The 14,214-nt window shown below is 69.3% G+C and carries 11 protein-coding genes; 3 read left to right on the top strand and 8 right to left on the bottom strand.

Annotated features, from left to right (window positions below; genetic code table 11):
• Window positions 1–75: 75 nt before the first annotated feature.
• The 5 genes from ACIBEI_RS22600 to ACIBEI_RS22580 are packed head-to-tail and all read right to left on the bottom strand — an operon-like array spanning window position 76 to window position 6,041.
• Window positions 76–1,371 carry a methyltransferase domain-containing protein gene (locus tag ACIBEI_RS22600; protein ID WP_398891516.1) on the bottom strand — a complete coding sequence of 432 codons (1,296 nt, stop codon included), beginning with the start codon at window positions 1,369–1,371 and terminating at the stop codon, window positions 76–78.
• Window positions 1,368–3,308 carry an ABC transporter ATP-binding protein gene (locus ACIBEI_RS22595; RefSeq protein ID WP_398891514.1) on the bottom strand — a complete coding sequence of 647 codons (1,941 nt, stop codon included), beginning with the start codon at window positions 3,306–3,308 and terminating at the stop codon, window positions 1,368–1,370. Before ACIBEI_RS22595 ends, ACIBEI_RS22600 begins: the two co-directional genes overlap by 4 nt.
• On the bottom strand, window positions 3,305–4,690 hold the full coding sequence (locus tag ACIBEI_RS22590) for an MFS transporter (protein ID WP_398891511.1): 1,386 nt from the start codon (window positions 4,688–4,690) through the stop codon (window positions 3,305–3,307). Before ACIBEI_RS22590 ends, ACIBEI_RS22595 begins: the two co-directional genes overlap by 4 nt.
• The gene (locus ACIBEI_RS22585) at window positions 4,687–5,151 is read right to left on the bottom strand and encodes an NUDIX domain-containing protein (protein ID WP_398891509.1); all 465 of its coding nucleotides are present in this window, start codon (window positions 5,149–5,151) and stop codon (window positions 4,687–4,689) included. The genes ACIBEI_RS22590 and ACIBEI_RS22585 overlap by 4 nt, the downstream gene beginning before the upstream one ends.
• The gene (locus tag ACIBEI_RS22580) at window positions 5,148–6,041 is read right to left on the bottom strand and encodes an aminoglycoside phosphotransferase family protein (RefSeq protein WP_398891507.1); all 894 of its coding nucleotides are present in this window, start codon (window positions 6,039–6,041) and stop codon (window positions 5,148–5,150) included. Before ACIBEI_RS22580 ends, ACIBEI_RS22585 begins: the two co-directional genes overlap by 4 nt.
• Window positions 6,042–7,221: 1,180 nt before the next feature.
• Between ACIBEI_RS22580 and ACIBEI_RS22575 the strand changes: the two genes are divergently transcribed.
• The gene (locus tag ACIBEI_RS22575; protein ID WP_398891505.1) at window positions 7,222–8,856 is read left to right on the top strand and encodes an NUDIX hydrolase; all 1,635 of its coding nucleotides are present in this window, start codon (window positions 7,222–7,224) and stop codon (window positions 8,854–8,856) included.
• A 97-nt stretch (window positions 8,857–8,953) separates the two neighbouring features.
• Entirely contained in the window at window positions 8,954–9,892 is a 939-nt protein-coding gene (locus tag ACIBEI_RS22570; protein WP_398891503.1) for an aminoglycoside phosphotransferase family protein, read from the top strand.
• A gap of 38 nt (window positions 9,893–9,930) precedes the next feature.
• Here ACIBEI_RS22570 and ACIBEI_RS22565 read toward each other — a convergent pair whose 3' ends face one another.
• From ACIBEI_RS22565 to ACIBEI_RS22555, 3 genes are all read right to left on the bottom strand, one after another.
• Window positions 9,931–10,425: a GNAT family N-acetyltransferase gene (locus ACIBEI_RS22565; RefSeq protein WP_398891501.1), complete on the bottom strand. Its 495-nt coding sequence runs from the start codon at window positions 10,423–10,425 to the stop codon at window positions 9,931–9,933.
• On the bottom strand, window positions 10,422–11,537 hold the full coding sequence (locus tag ACIBEI_RS22560; protein ID WP_398891499.1) for a hypothetical protein: 1,116 nt from the start codon (window positions 11,535–11,537) through the stop codon (window positions 10,422–10,424). The genes ACIBEI_RS22565 and ACIBEI_RS22560 overlap by 4 nt, the downstream gene beginning before the upstream one ends.
• Window positions 11,538–11,757: 220 nt before the next feature.
• A complete protein-coding gene (locus tag ACIBEI_RS22555) occupies window positions 11,758–13,194 on the bottom strand; it encodes a helix-turn-helix domain-containing protein (protein ID WP_398891497.1) in 1,437 nt (478 codons plus the stop codon).
• A 190-nt stretch (window positions 13,195–13,384) separates the two neighbouring features.
• Between ACIBEI_RS22555 and ACIBEI_RS22550 the strand changes: the two genes are divergently transcribed.
• Window positions 13,385–14,203 (top strand): Scr1 family TA system antitoxin-like transcriptional regulator, encoded by an 819-nt coding sequence (locus tag ACIBEI_RS22550; RefSeq protein ID WP_398891495.1) that lies wholly within the window; start codon window positions 13,385–13,387, stop codon window positions 14,201–14,203.
• The last annotated feature ends 11 nt before the right edge of the window (window positions 14,204–14,214 follow it).

Below are 14,214 nucleotides of genomic sequence, written 5' to 3'. Positions count from 1 at the left end.
GCGACTTTGCTGCCAGGCAGTTTGATTCTCATGCGCGGATCAGCTGGCACTGGGCACCGGCTCGTACGTGGTCTGCTACTGCTTCAGGCTCCGGCGGGCTCGGAAGAGACGGACCGAAACGGGGTTGCCGTCATCGGGCGCGTCGAGGACCTCGACTGCGTCGACGAGGAGGCCGTTGTCGACGAGAAGGTCCTCCCACAGCGTCGGTGAGAGCACCCACATCTGGACGGACAACGGATCACCGCCGGCGAGCGGCAAGACGCCCGGTCGCGCGGCGACGGTAGGTGAAGGCCCGCGGCCCTCGGAGTCGGTGTGAAGGACGGAGAAGATCAGGAGCCCACCCGGCTTCAGCGCGGTTCGCAGGGCCGCCAGCAGACGGTGCGGGTCGATGTAGCCCACGCCGTGGATCGAGTAGATCACGTCATACGGCTCGGCCCTTTCCAAGTGCTCGACGGCGTCGGCGTGGATGAGGTTGAGTCCTGGCAGAGCGCCGTACCTGGCGAGGGCGCGTTCGTGCTGGGTGGGGGAGGCCTCGACGGCGTCGACCACTGCGGCGTGCTCCCGCACCAGGTGGGCGGCGTACTTGCCCATGCCGGAACCGAGGTCGAGGACCCGCTTGCCGGATAGATCGCCGAGAACCTCGGCGCCCGGGCCGATCGGCCAGAAACCCCAGCAAATACGGGGGGCATCGGGGATCTTGGTGGCACGGTCGATGTGATGCCTTCCGTACGCCGTCCATGCCGTGCGGTTGGTCTCTTCGCTGCTCAACAGCGTGTTCTCCGATCGGGGTGCGGTGTCACGGCGTAGGGCGAAGCAGGCCAGCCGGTCGAGGTCGACGGCCTGCACGGTGGACCAGCATGAGGTGAGGAGTTCGACGTCGGACGCGGTGATGCCCAGGCTCTTGCGGCGATCGTTGTCGGCCCGCCGCTCGGCGAGTTCGGTGACCACCCAGAAGGTCCCGCCCGGAGCGAGGAGCTGGCGGACCCGGTCCACGAAGGCGCCCTTGTCGCTGATGAACCGGTAGACGAGCCGGCAGGTGATGACCGCGAACGCCGGCTCAGGCAGCTCGCTCAGGTCGTCGGTGGCGAAGTCCATGACCTGGAATCGGAGTTGATCCGTGCCCGGGCCGGCGTCGGCGGCGGCGAGGGTGATGGCGCTGGGCGCGCAGTCGATGCCGGTGGTCCGATAGCCGAGGCGATCGTGCAGATGGCGCGACAGCGAACCATCGCCGCAGCCTACGTCGAGGGCTGGCCGGCCGTGGCCTGGACCGAGGTGCCTGGCCAGGAGCTGCTCTTCGGTGCCGGTGATCTGCCGGTAGCGGCGGCCGGATGCCCACAACGGCTCCCAGTAAGTCAGGGGGGGGTCGATCACGCGTCTGTCCCTTCGGTCCGGAAGGCAGCACGGTCCTGCTGGAGGAGCCACAGCTCCTGCATCAGCCCCGGCTGATTGACCAACTCGTGGAAGGTGCCCTCTTGCACGACGCGGCCTTCGCTCATGACGACGATGCGATCGGCCACGGAGGTGTTCGCCAGGTTGTGGGTGACCAGGACGACGGCCCGGTCGCCGGCCATCTCGCGCAGACCGGTGAAAATCCGGTGCTCGGCCCGCGCGTCGAGGTCCGAGGTGGGCTCGTCCATGACGAGCAGGCCCGCGTCGCGATGCGCCGGCCTGGCCACTGCGATCCGCTGCCACTGGCCCGGCGACAGGGCCACACCGCCCCACCACTCCCGTGCGAGCAACGTGCCCAGCCCCGACCGGAGTTTGCTGATCACATCGTCGGCGCCGCTGGCCTGCGCCGCCCGCCTGACGGCCGCGTCGCCCTCGGCGCGGGGCTGGCCCAGGGTGATGTTCTCGCGCGCGGTCATGGGCCAGCGCGCGAAGTCCTGCGGCACCACGGACGTCTGCCGCCACAGCGCTTGCGGATCAAGGTCGGCGACGCTGACGCCGTCCCAAGAGACGACGCCGCGGGTAGGCAGATTCAGCCCGGACAGCAGTTTCATCAGGGTCGACTTGCCTGAGCCGTTCTCCCCGACAACCGCCACGATCTCGCCCTGGCGGACCTCGAAGTCGACGTCGTGGAGGGTATCCTCCTCCACCCCCGGATAGCGGAAGGACACGCCCCGCAGGGCGATGTGGCGCGGTCGCGGGGGAGTGATCGTGCCGCGGGCCATGCGCTGGCCGGCCGCCTCCGTGACGAACCGCTCCCAGTCGTCGAGGTAGAGCCCGGTGCGCAGCAGATCACGGCCGTAGCCGACGAGTCCTTGCAGTCCGGTGGCCGCGGAGCGCAGCGCGAACACGGCGGTGCCGGCCGCTGCCGCCGAGATCCGCCCGGTTCCCAGCAGCACGAAGACGGCACCCCACAGCACCGCCGACGCCAGCCCCGTCGCGGCGGCCCCGATAACGGCGATCTTGGCCCGGTCCCAGGCGGCGGTGTCGCTGGTGGCCTCCACCCGCTGCGCGCTGGCGCGGTACTTGGATAGCAGGTAGGGGGCGATCGTGTCGGTGCGGACCTGGTCGGACTGGTCTTTGGCGATCAGATGCCAGCGCAGCATGGTCTTGACCCGCCGGTCCTTGTGGGTGGCGACCACCGCCAGGTAGGTGACGCGCTCCCCGCGGATGGCTGCGATCGCCTGTGGCACTGCGGCCATGAGCAGCAGAGGCAGAAGCAGCGGGTAGAGGCTGGCGATGACCACGGCGGCGGCGGTCAGGGTGGCCAGGGAGGCGATGTAGTTCTGGGACTGGCCGATCATGTCCCGGCTGACGTCGACGCCCCGCTCGGCGGCGTCGAACCGGTCGTTGAAGCCGGGGTGGTCGTAGGCGGCCTGTTCGGCGTTGGTCGCCGCTTCCAGCATCTTGTACTCCGCTTCGCGGCAGACGCGCGGGGAGAGCTGGTTGGACAGGGCCTGGATGGCGATTCCGAGCAGGGACCGCAGTGCGGCTGTCCCGGCCAGTACGGCCACGGCCGGGATCGCCTCGGGCAGCCGGCTCGTGTCGTGCGCCGTCTCGATCAGAACGGCCAGCGCCTCGGTGGTTGCGAACAGGCCGAGCGCCCCGGAGAGCCCGGAGACGATCTGACAGGCCAGAAGGGCGATGACGGCCTTGCGGTCGACTTCCCAGGCCAGGGAGAAGGTCCTGCGGATCAGTGAAGGAAGCCGCCGGGCCATGGTGCGGCCGGTCAGCAGGTCGGCCAGCTCCAGGCTGTCCCCGCCGGGGTGGTTGAACGCCAGTTCCTCCTCGGTGGCGGGCGCCGCCTTCACCTCGTCGGTGTCTTTGCTCTCGTCATGCAGTCGGTCGGCGGTTTCCGTCACAGCATGTCTCCTTCCTTCTTCAGCGGGGCACGCTCGTGGGCGGGGGCAGGAACGGCGGCCGGGGCCGGGGGATTGCCAGCGGGATCGGGTGACGGAACGGGGAGGGCGCGCAGGGAGCGCACCGGGGAGAGGGCCAGGACGGCGACCGGGACGAGCAGGAGAACGGTGCCGACGAGCAGGGCGCTGCGGACCCCGTGCAGGGTGCCGATGGCGCCGGCGAGGGGTGCGGCGAAGGGCCGCGAACCTCCCGTCAGCCAGCTGCTTACCGCTTGCATACGTCCCTGTAGCCGCGGCGTGGTGATCATCTGCCGGATGGACCGCTGGGTGGTGCCGGCCGCCGCCGCGCAGAAGAGCTGGACGGCGAGCGCGGCGCCGATGGCGATCTGCCAGGAGCGCCCTGGGGACGCGATCAGGAGGGGAATCTGGGTGAGCGGGGTCAGGATGAGCGCGGCGAGCATCACCGGGCCAGGACCGAACCGCCGGGTCATGCGCGGGGCGAGCAGCGCGCCGGCGCAGCTGCCCAGGGTGGCGGCGCCCATGACGAGTCCGAACGCCGTTGCGGTGAAGCGGAGTTCACGCAGCAAGTACAGCGCCCACACCGTGTTGAGCACGCCCAGGGCGAAGCTCACGGTCGAGTTGGTGAGGGTAAGGGTGCGCAGGGTCGTCTCCGCGAACACGTACCGCACGCCTTCCGCGATCTCCGTACGCAGCCGCGCACCTCCGGTCCGAGGAGACGACGGCGGTTCGGTGATGCGGATCCGCGTCGTGCACCAGGCGCTGACGGCGTAGGAGAGAGCGTCCGCGATCAGGGCGTGGACCGCCCCCAGGACAGAGACCAGCACCGCGCCGAGGCTGCTGCCGGCCGTGGCGGAAAGGGAGAACAGTCCCCCGATCCGGGAGTTTCCCTGCTGGAGCAGCGATCGGTCCAGCAGGGTGGGGAGGTAGGCGATAGCAGCGGCATCGTGCACGACCCCGGCGGTGGCCTGGACGAAGGCGACCGCCACCAACTGCTGGAAGGTCAGCCAGTCGAACGCGGCGGCGAGCGGCAGTGCGAGCAGGACGATCACGCACACCAGGTCACCGCCGATCATGAGCGGGCGTTTGGGATGCCGGTCGGCCAGCGCCCCGGCGTGCAACGCGAACAGCAGGCTGGGCAGTTGCGACAGGAACACCAGCGCCGACACCTGAGCGGTGGAGGCGTTCAGCTCGACCACGGCCAGATAGGGCACGGCCACGCTGCTTACCGAAGATCCGGCCACACTCAATGCTTCGCCTGCCACGTAGAGCACGTACGGGCGGTGACGCCACAGGGCCCGGGGATCAACCTGTTCAGGAGCGGAGACGGGAGCCGGGCGCGGAGTGGGCTCAGGGGTGGCCGTCATACCACACCCCCGTTCGCCGGGACGGTGATCGTCCCGTACAGCCGCCCCGCCACGAAGTTGGCCAGGACCTCACGGGTGTAGGGGTGACAGTCGGCCGGCGGATTACCGGGATCGATCCACAAGATCGCCTCGTGTTTGAGCGGTTCGGCGTTGCACGGCTCGCCCTGCCACCGCTGCGCGGTGAACACCACGCCGATCACCCGCAGGCCGTCGGGCCCCCGGTAGTGCACCGTCTGACAGAACTTCAGGTCCTCGGGGGCGACCTGGACGCCGGTCTCCTCGTGCAGCTCGCGCAGCGCGCCCTCGTCGAGGAACTCGCCCCCCTCCAGCTTTCCGCCGACCACGGTGACCTGGCGAGGAGAAGTCGTGGACTTGTCGTTGTTCCGCACCGCCAGGATCCGCCCGTCGTCACGCTCGAGCAGCACGATGACGTGCGCCGGGCTCAAGTACTGCTCGCTCACGCCGCCTGCACCTCCAACCGGGCCAGCGTGGCCCGCCCGCGGGCGACGATCTCATCGTCGCCGTTGGGTACTCCCCACGAGATGGCGCTCGCCGCATCCAGCACGGACAGGCAGCGCAACGCCCACTGCTCCGCAGCGGTGAGCAGACGGCCGTACCCCTCGAAAAACGCGTTCTGAAGGTCGCGGCGGCCGACCCAGGATCCGCAGGCGAGGGGGACGAGGTCGGCGACTGCGGCGTGCGGACGGGCGCGTTCCAGGTCCACCACCCCGAACACACGGGCTGCGGGGCCAGCATCGAGCAGCCAGTTGCGTTCCTGGAAGTCGCCGTGGATATATCCGGCGGGCAGCGGCCCGAGCCGGCCGAGCGCGGCGGCATGCCACCGTACGGTCCGGTGTCCTTCCGGACCGATCAGCCCCTCGGCCCGGCCCAGGTGTTTCTCTGCGCCGGCGGCGGCGCGGGCGACCTCGGCGGCGGCATCAGTACGGTCCTGGGGCGACAGCTCCCCGGGTCCGCCGTGGAAGCGCCGCAGCCAAGCTCCGGCATGTCGGTGCACAGTGCGCTGTGCGGCGTGGGTGAGGGAGAGTGACTTCACCATGCGACCGGGCACCGGGGAGAGCAACAGGGCCTGCTGGAGCGGGTCGGCCGCCAGCAACAGGGGCGCGGTGCCCGGCTCCATGCCCGGCGCTACTTCCCGCAGGGCGCGGGTGTCGCGGGCGAATGCCTTCGGGCTCGGCGCCACCTTCGCGAAGACAACTCCTGTGGCACAACTCAGCTGCCACACCAGGGAGTTGTCGCGGTCGTGGGAGACGTCGCGGGGGAAGTGCACCGGGCCGACGACGCTCTGGGCCCACCCCAGCAGGGCGGGCGGAATCGGCTTTGCGACGCTCATGCCCCCCACCTCGGTTCCGGGCGTGACGGATCCGCGGCGAACGGACGGACGGCGTCAACCCCATGCGCGAGGTGAGCCAGAGGGAACAGGGAGAGCCGGACCCGCTGTTCGAAAGCAGGAGGAACAGCGGTAGGGGCGGGGACGGGATTCATGAGTTCCTCCTGGGAAGGGTGAGCGGCTTGGCGACACGACAACTCGGCTGCTGGAAAGGGCGTTACGGGCAAGAGCAGGCGACGTGTCGGTCAAAAGTTCGAGGATGCGGGGCGTCCCTTGCGAGGACTGGGTGATGCGACTGTGATCCGCTGTTCGATCACTCACTCAGGGGGCCGTCACCTGATCGAGCGATTGCTGTGGGCGGCCTGCATCGCGTCCGGTGCATGCGTCGGCTGTGACCGGTGCGCGCGCGAAGGCGGTAGCCGCAGCAATGTGCCAGCCGCCGGGTCTGCCGGGGAGCTGGTGGGGCGCGGCCAGCCGTCTCAGTGAAACGGCGGCGGCGGCGATCTCCTGCGCGCGGGTGCCAAGAACTCTTCGTTGCCGCGGCGGCCGTCAACGGGGTCCTCCGGATCTGCGGTGCCGTACTCGGGGGAATGGGTCTGCTGTCCCGGACGGCAGTGAGATGTGGGTGGGGGTGCGGAAGGAACCTTCGGGCACGGCACTGACAATCGGCGGGGCCCGGGGCTGCGATCCGGACAATCCGAGCGACCGTTCGACAGCGGGCGGGACTGCGGCGCTGTGGCCCGATGACCTGGGAAGACCTCAGAAGAAAGGATTCTCGAACTAAGTCGCGGCACCGCGAAGTTGAGCGCCGACCAAGATGGCTGGAAGTACCCGAACCGGGTGCCGACCAGCGCGCCGACCGGGATGGCGGACCCCTGGACCGGCTCGTCGACGGCTAGCATCAGCACCTTCGAGAACGGACGCCGACACGGGAGTTGTTGGTGCAATCCGTTCCTCGTCGAGTCGACGCGCCTGCATGCCGTCGAACGGCCGTGAACGGACGGGACGGCGGTCATGGGGGAGTTGACGGAGGAGCAGCATGGGCATTCCCGCATCGCACATTCAGGATGTTGTGACGGCCTACCTGTGTCGCCATCCCGAGGAACAAGATCTTCTCCGGCCCCTTCTCGACCGCATCGAAGCTGGGAATGACCTCACTCGGCGCACCGAATTCGGCGGTCACGTGACGACCTCGGGTGTCGTGGTCAACGACGCGGACGAGGTGCTGCTGGTCCACCACCGCGCGTCGGGGCTGCGCATCCAACCCGGCGGCCATTGCGAGCCGTCCGACAGCACACTGTCGGACGCCGTGCGGCGCGAGATCGCCGAGGAGACAGGCGTCACCGAGCTCGAGCCGTGTTGCGGGGGCGCCCCGATCCAGATCGATGTCCACACGATCGAGGCCCGTCCCGCCAAGGGAGAGCCGCCGCATATGCACTTCGACATCCGCTACCTCTTCCGGACCCCGGGAACGGCCGAGGTGACACTGCAGGCCGAGGAGGTGGCGGGGGCTGAGTGGTGCGGTCCCTCCCAGCTCGGTGACCCGGTGCTGCGGGCCCGAGTTCTTGCCGCTCTGGGACGGCCGCAGCCAGATCGACCCGCCGCCGACGACCCGTACGGCACCTTGGTGGTGATCACGAACTGGGCCGGCGAGGTGCTCATGCATTTGAGGGACTTGAAGGACGGAATTTGGGCCCCTGGTACCTGGGCACCCATGGGCGGCGGCGCCGAGCCGCAGGACGCCGACCCGCACGCCACCGGAGTACGCGAGCTCCACGAGGAAGTCGGCCTGCACGAGGTCGAGCTGACCCGCATGTTCACCGTCGACTCCGACGGCTACCCCGTCCACGTCTTCCACGGCCGGTGGGACGGCGACCCGGCCTCCCTCGTCCTCACCGAAGGCACCGCGCTCGCCTTCATCGCACCAGCGGACTTCGACCGGCTCCCGATGAACACGTCGGTGAAGGCCGACACCCGGCGCGTCCTGGACCTTGTCACACCCAGGGCGGCCCCGTACGGCTACGGAACCCTCGCACTGATCCGCAACACGGCCGGCCACCTGCTCATGCACCTGCGGGACACCACGGCCAGCTGCTGGCCCGAGACCTGGTCACCCAACGGCGGCAAACCGGAAGCCGAGGACGCCGGCCCCTTCGCCACGATCCGCCGAGAGGTCCGTGAGGAGACCGGCCTCGACGTCCCGCTCGAACACCTGCTGACCCACACCGCCACCGACGGGCACCTCACCTACATCTTCCGCGGCAACTGGGACGGCGACCCGGCCTCCCTCGTCCTCACCGAAGGCACCGCGCTCGCCTTCGTCGACCCCACAGACATGCGCGGCCTGCCGATGAGCCCACTGGCCCGGTACGCGGCCCTCAGCGGACTGTCCGCCGACCTTGAGGAGCAGGCCCGCGCGGATGGTATCCGCGACCTGAACGTCGCAGGGATCATCGTCCGCGACGGAGCCTTCCTGGTCGTACGGCGCAGCCCGGACGACTACCCCGGAGGCACGTGGGAGCTCCCCACCGGACAGCGAGAGAAGAACGAATCCATCCTGGACTGCCTCCTCCGCGCAGGCGTCGAGGAGACCGGCCTGGCCGTCCGGTCGGTCGACCAATACGCCGGCCACTTCGACTACACCCGCGCACGCGGCGGCACCAGCCGCCAGTTCGTGTTCACGATCACTCCGGAGAAGCCCGGTCCGATCACCCTGGCCGAGCACGACCGTCACCAGTGGATCCGCGGCACCGACACCCTTCCCTCCACCACCACGGAGCTGAGGGCATTCCTGGACTCCCGCGAGCCGCTGTCGTGACGCATCCCGTGGCGGCCACGTCGCGCGTGAGAGGGCGCCGGCTCCTGGACGGCACGAGTTTGTGTCTCGCCGAGGCCGACAGCAGGGGACGGACTGGTTGATCCGTCTACCCGAGGAGTTCGTACGGAGCACCATCGCCCGTGAGGGCGATCGCGGCGCCGCATGGCTCGCCGAACTACCCGCCATCGTCGATGAGCTGCTCGCGAGCTGGGACTGCGAGCCGGATGGCGAAGTGATGTTCGGAGGCGTCGGCATCGTCGTCCCCACGCTTCGCAAGGCGAGCGAGCCGACCGTGCTGAAGGTGTCCTTCCCTCATCCGGGGAACCGGTACGAGCCCGACGCCTTCACGGCGTGGGGCGGCCGCGGAGCCGTCCTGCTGTATGAACGCGATGACGAGCAGTTCGCGATCCTGCTGGAACGGGCCCACACAACCACGTTGGCACGGACCGGAACAGGCGATGAAGTGGCGACGATCGCTGGACAGATCAGCCGACGCCTCGCCATCCCCGCACCCCCGAGCTTTCCCCGGCTGCAGGATCAGGCCGGGACGTGGGAGGAGCAACTACGCCAGCACACGGCGGAGATGCCCCACGCGCTGGACCCGAGGATCGTAGACGCCGCTGTTGCGACCGTCCGTGACCTGGCGCAGGACCAGCCGGACATCCTTGTCCACGGCGACCTCAACGCCCGCAACATCCTGCCGGCTGTACGCGAACCCTGGCTCGCTGTAGACCCGAAGGGCTGGGCCGGCGATCCGGCCTACGACTGCGCCACGCTGATCAAGTCCCGCTCCGTGGTGCTCGTCGAAGAAGGAGACCTGCGCAGAGCGATCCGCCGCACACTCGACGTCTTCACCGAGGCCGCCGAGCTCGACCGCGACCGCGCGCGGCGCTGGGCGCAGCTGGGCGCCGTCCAGTCCGCGTTCTGGGGCCGCCGCCGCGGCTACCGGCGCGCCCGGAAGGGAGCAGAACTGGAACGTCTCATCGCCCTGGTCGACGAACTGGCGGCCGTCCTCACAGAGGGCTGCGGCTCTTGACGCAGCAGTAGTCGCGGCATCCTGGCTCTCGAAACGGGTCAGAGAGCCCTGCGCAGCGCACGGTTGATCTGTGGGGTGCGGCCCTCCCGGTACGCCGGTATCGCCGCGTAGCCACGTCGTTCATACAGCGCAAGGGCCGCGCGGTTGAGGGCCCCCGTCTCGAGCTGCATGTAGTCGAGGCTCTGATCGCGAGCGTCGGCTTCCAGGAGCTGGAGGATCTGGCGGCCAAGGGCACGGCCGCGGGCCTCCGGCCGGACGTACATCCGCTTGATCTCCCCGGTGCCCGGGCCAAGGACATGCCACCCACCGCAGCCCAGCGGGCGCCCGACGGGATCTCGGGCCAGGAGAAACAGCCCGCGTGGTGGCACGAACTCGCCCGGCGGCGTGTCGGAGGGGTCGTCGGCATACCCGTAGAGGGTGACCTGCGATGCCTGGAACTCTCGGAGCATCTGCTGAACGGCCGGGGAACCGTAGGGCGCCGGAGCGATGGACCAGGTGCAGCCCGGCGGGGCAGGGCCGGAGTGCGCCGTCATGCCGCGAGGACCTGGAACTCCTCCACGCCGAACTTGCGGCCATTGACCTGGAGTTCGAGGGTGTAGCTGCCGGGCATGAGGGCGACGGTGGCCGTGGACCGCAGGGAGTGCCGTTTGCTGAGGGCGATGGTCTGCCCGGCCGCGATTGCGGTCGTCTTCAGTACGTACACCTTCACCCGGCGCTTGGCGGTCTTGGTCGGCGAGGAGATCACGTAGTTCACGCGCAGTTTCGCTGCTGCCGATGCCGTCAGGTCCGCGGCGAACGACAGGGTGTCGCCGATGCGTACCTGGTTGTGCTCAAGCCGGATGGGGGTGAGCCTCACCGGCGGGTTGCTCGGGTAGCCGAGGAACCCGTACGCGGCGTCATCCCCGTTCTTCAGACGGGTGCGAAGGGCCTGCCGTGCGATGAAGTCGAGGTCCGTCTGCCTCACGCGGCAGACCGCCTTCCAGCGGCCGAGCGTGTCGAGGACAAGGTCGAGGTCGTCCTCGGCGATGTCGTGAAGGTGGTTGGCCACAGAGGTGGTGACGTACCGGCTGGAGTCGGCGTAGAGCTGGTCAAGCACGGGTAGCGCCGTGTTGGACTCCAGCCGGACGCGGATGGATCCGGGGAGCCTGGGGCGCGTGGACTCACTTGCAAGGCGGCGCACTCGGTAGTCGGAGTCGTGAGCCCAGTTGTTGACGGCTTTGAGCGTCTCTTCGGGGAAGTCGCTGAGGAATTGCCGGACGGCGTTCTCTGCCGTGAAGTACCGGGTGAAACGCGCGAGTGCCGTCAGCGCGTGCTCGAGGTCCTCGTACCGTCGGCAGTAGCGGGCGACGAAGTCGCCGTGGGGGGAGTAGATGTGCAGGCCGGAGCCATTCGTGATCCCGGCGGCCTCGGGCGTGGCGGGCAGGGACCGCAGCAGGATGTCGACTGCCTCGGCGGCGGTCCCCGGAAGGTGGGCCCGAAGAGCCTCGCTGGTACGCGCGATGCGTGCTTTCAGCTCCAGGTCCGGCAGATCGGCGACCACCTCACGCGTGAACGCCTCGGCGTTGAAGCGAGGGCAGACCGACCGCACCTCTTCACTGATCCTCGTGATGCGTGCGGGGCTGATCGCATGTTCCTTCTCGGCCATGCCGGAACTCTAGTGACAATGCGCCGCCGACCCGCGCAATTCGGCCGTAACGCGTTCGCAAACGAGGGGGCTGGTGCTCCGCTCGCGGATGGAGGTGCAGACAGCAGCCGCTGGTGGCGGGAGCTGTCGCAGGGCGAGGCGGTGCGGGCCCGCGAGGCGGCCGGTCGCGGCACATGGCTCTCGAGTCCTACTCGTAGTCCGTTCGCAGGGCTGGTTGTAGTCAGGCCCGAGATGCCAGTCGCTCCATCAGAGCCTGCCCCTCTGGATTGTTCGATAGCCGAGGCAGGCGTGCGCGGATGTTGCTGATCCCATCGTTGATGCGTACGGACTGCACGCCTTCCGCGCAGTTGAGGAAGCTGTGCCAGGTTGCGAGGGCCTCGCTGGTGTTCCCGCGCTTGTGCTGGACGTGGCCTAGATCGGCGAGGACGATCGCGCGCGTACGGCGCCTATCGAGGCCGTACGTTTCGAGCGCTTGGTGGAGATGGGCTTCCGCGGCGGGCAGATTACTCATCCTGGCGTGGATCATGCCGGCCTCGTGAGCCCACCTGCCGTGGCTGTAGTGGCTGGCCCAGGATTCGCCCGGCTTCACTGGCGCGTTCTCGATCGCCTTCTCGGCTGCCTTCAACAGATCCGCGGCGCGGGTGCGGTCGCCATCGGCGGCAGCTGCCCGGGCGTAGGTGTTGCGGTAATAGGCGAGGGCCTTGGGGTTGTCCAGCTTGCGGCCGCGCTGTTCGCACGCCTCGGCGAGCCGTACGGCGACGGGCATGTGGCCAAGATCGATAGCCTGGTCGGCCAACCCGCGCAGGGCTGTGGCGGCGAGTTCGTTCTCGCCGGCCTCCGCTGCGAGCCGGTAGCTGTAGAGGTGGTAGCGCTGACACAGGCCGTCGAGACCTTCGTCGCGGGCCATCCACCCGATTAACTGGACCAACTGGCTGGTCGCGGCGAAGAGTTCACGCCCCACTGGGTCTGTGCACCTGCCGTCGAGCCAGCGCCGTACGTCGATGGTGAGGTAGCGCACGGCGAGGTGGCGGGCATGGCCGCCACCGGTTTCGGAGGCGGCGTTCCCCAGTTCGGTGGTCATGGTCCGGACGGCAGCGACCTCACCCATGCCGACCGCGACAGGCCCGGGCCGGTTCACCCGTCGGGTGAGCGCCTCGGCGTCGGGCAGGTCGAGTGCGGCGAGGCCGATTGCCGCCGAGGCCGTCAGAAACTGCCGTCGATCCACGTCCGCGCCTCCCAGATGCATGACTGAGGCCACGGTATCGCCGAGCGCCTGCTGGTTCCCATCGGACAGATCGGGGCCTCCCGGTCCGTCCGCGCTGCCGGGGGTGAGAGGGGCCAGCTCGCGCCCTCGGCGGGCGTTCGTGCTCTCACCTTCGGCGGTGAGTCCGAGCATCACACCAGGGATGGACAGACCTGCGGCGATGCGGCCGAGAACGTCCAGGCTCCTGGCCTGGCGAAGCTGCCTTTCGAAGGCCGAGACGTCGGACTGGCTGAGCCCGGTCAGACTCCCCACCTGTGTCTGGCTTGCACCGGTGTGCTGTCGGAAGAATCGGAACAGTGCGCCGGCGTCGCGCCTCACCAGGGCCTGCGCGATCTCGGGACGGCTCCAGAGACCTTCAGGAACGGTTAATCGAGTAGGAGCGCTGGGCCGCACGGTGACCCCCTCAGAGGGGCGGACGACATGGCGCACTCAGCGTAGAGCGGTCGTTGACGTTCTGTCAGCGATACGTGCTCGTCCTATAGGGCCTTCGTCTGGAATCGCCCGCAAGGTGCCTCGACTCTGGCTGGGCAGGACAGCCGCTCGGCGCTGCGGGCGGCGCCCGCCGATCGTACGGAGGGTCGCGTTGTCCGAGGTCCACGACATCCAGCCGAGCGCGACAATCGCGCGTCATCTGCTCGGCCACGAGCTCCACCAGCTGCGCGCCGAGCGCAGCTTGACGCTCCAGACGGTCGCGAGTGCGCTCTACCTGAGCGCGTCGAAGCTGTCGCGGATCGAGACCGGGCGCCACCGGGCCGCGCCGGCGGACATCAACCGGCTGATCGACTTCTACGACGCGCCGCGCGCCGTACGGGAACGGGTGCAGCAGTGGGCTGTACGGGCCATGGGCCGCAGCGGCTACCACTCCTTCGCCGATGTCACCGACGCCGCGATGCGCGACTACCTCGACATGGAGCCCTCGGGGCTCCGAGCCGTGTACGCGCCGGGCGTGATCCCGGCAGTCCTGCGTACCCGCCGCTACGCCGGCGAGTTGCTCGCCACGGCGGGGGAGGCGGAACGGGAGCGGAGGTTGTGGCTGCTGGCCTTGCGCCAGCAGCGCTTTGCCCAGCTCGCCCGAAGGCCCGTGCGGGTGCTGCTCGCCGAGAGCGCACTGGACAGCCGGATCGGTGGCCCCGAGGTGATGCGCGAGCAGGCAGCGCTGCTGCGTGAGGCCGAGGGTCTCGGGTTCGAGATCGCTGTTCTGCCGTCGGCCGTGGCAGCGCGGGTGGCGCCTGGCGGGGCGTTCGCGCTGACGGTGCTCGGCGACGCCCCCCTGACCATGGCGGCTGCGGAGGAGCCTGGCGGGATCCTGCGGCTCGTCCCTGACCGAGGTGGCCGGGCAACGGGCCGGTTCGAAAGTCTGTGGCACGCGGCCACGGCCGGCTCGGCTGGTGTGGCCGCGTAGGGGATCGTCCA

This window comes from Streptomyces sp. NPDC050988, from assembly GCF_044456225.1.
Classification (GTDB): domain Bacteria; phylum Actinomycetota; class Actinomycetes; order Streptomycetales; family Streptomycetaceae; genus Streptomyces.
The sequence above is the reverse complement of the archived record's forward strand: the minus strand, read 5'-3'. Positions and strand labels throughout refer to the sequence as shown.

Coding starts and splice junctions, on each gene's coding strand:
- ACIBEI_RS22590 (WP_398891511.1), bottom strand. CDS start 4,690: ATGACGGCCACCCCTGAGCCCACTCCGCGCCCGGCTCCCGTCTCCGCT.
- ACIBEI_RS22580 (WP_398891507.1), bottom strand. CDS start 6,041: ATGAGCGTCGCAAAGCCGATTCCGCCCGCCCTGCTGGGGTGGGCCCAG.
- ACIBEI_RS22565 (WP_398891501.1), bottom strand. CDS start 10,425: ATGACGGCGCACTCCGGCCCTGCCCCGCCGGGCTGCACCTGGTCCATC.
- ACIBEI_RS22560 (WP_398891499.1), bottom strand. CDS start 11,537: ATGGCCGAGAAGGAACATGCGATCAGCCCCGCACGCATCACGAGGATC.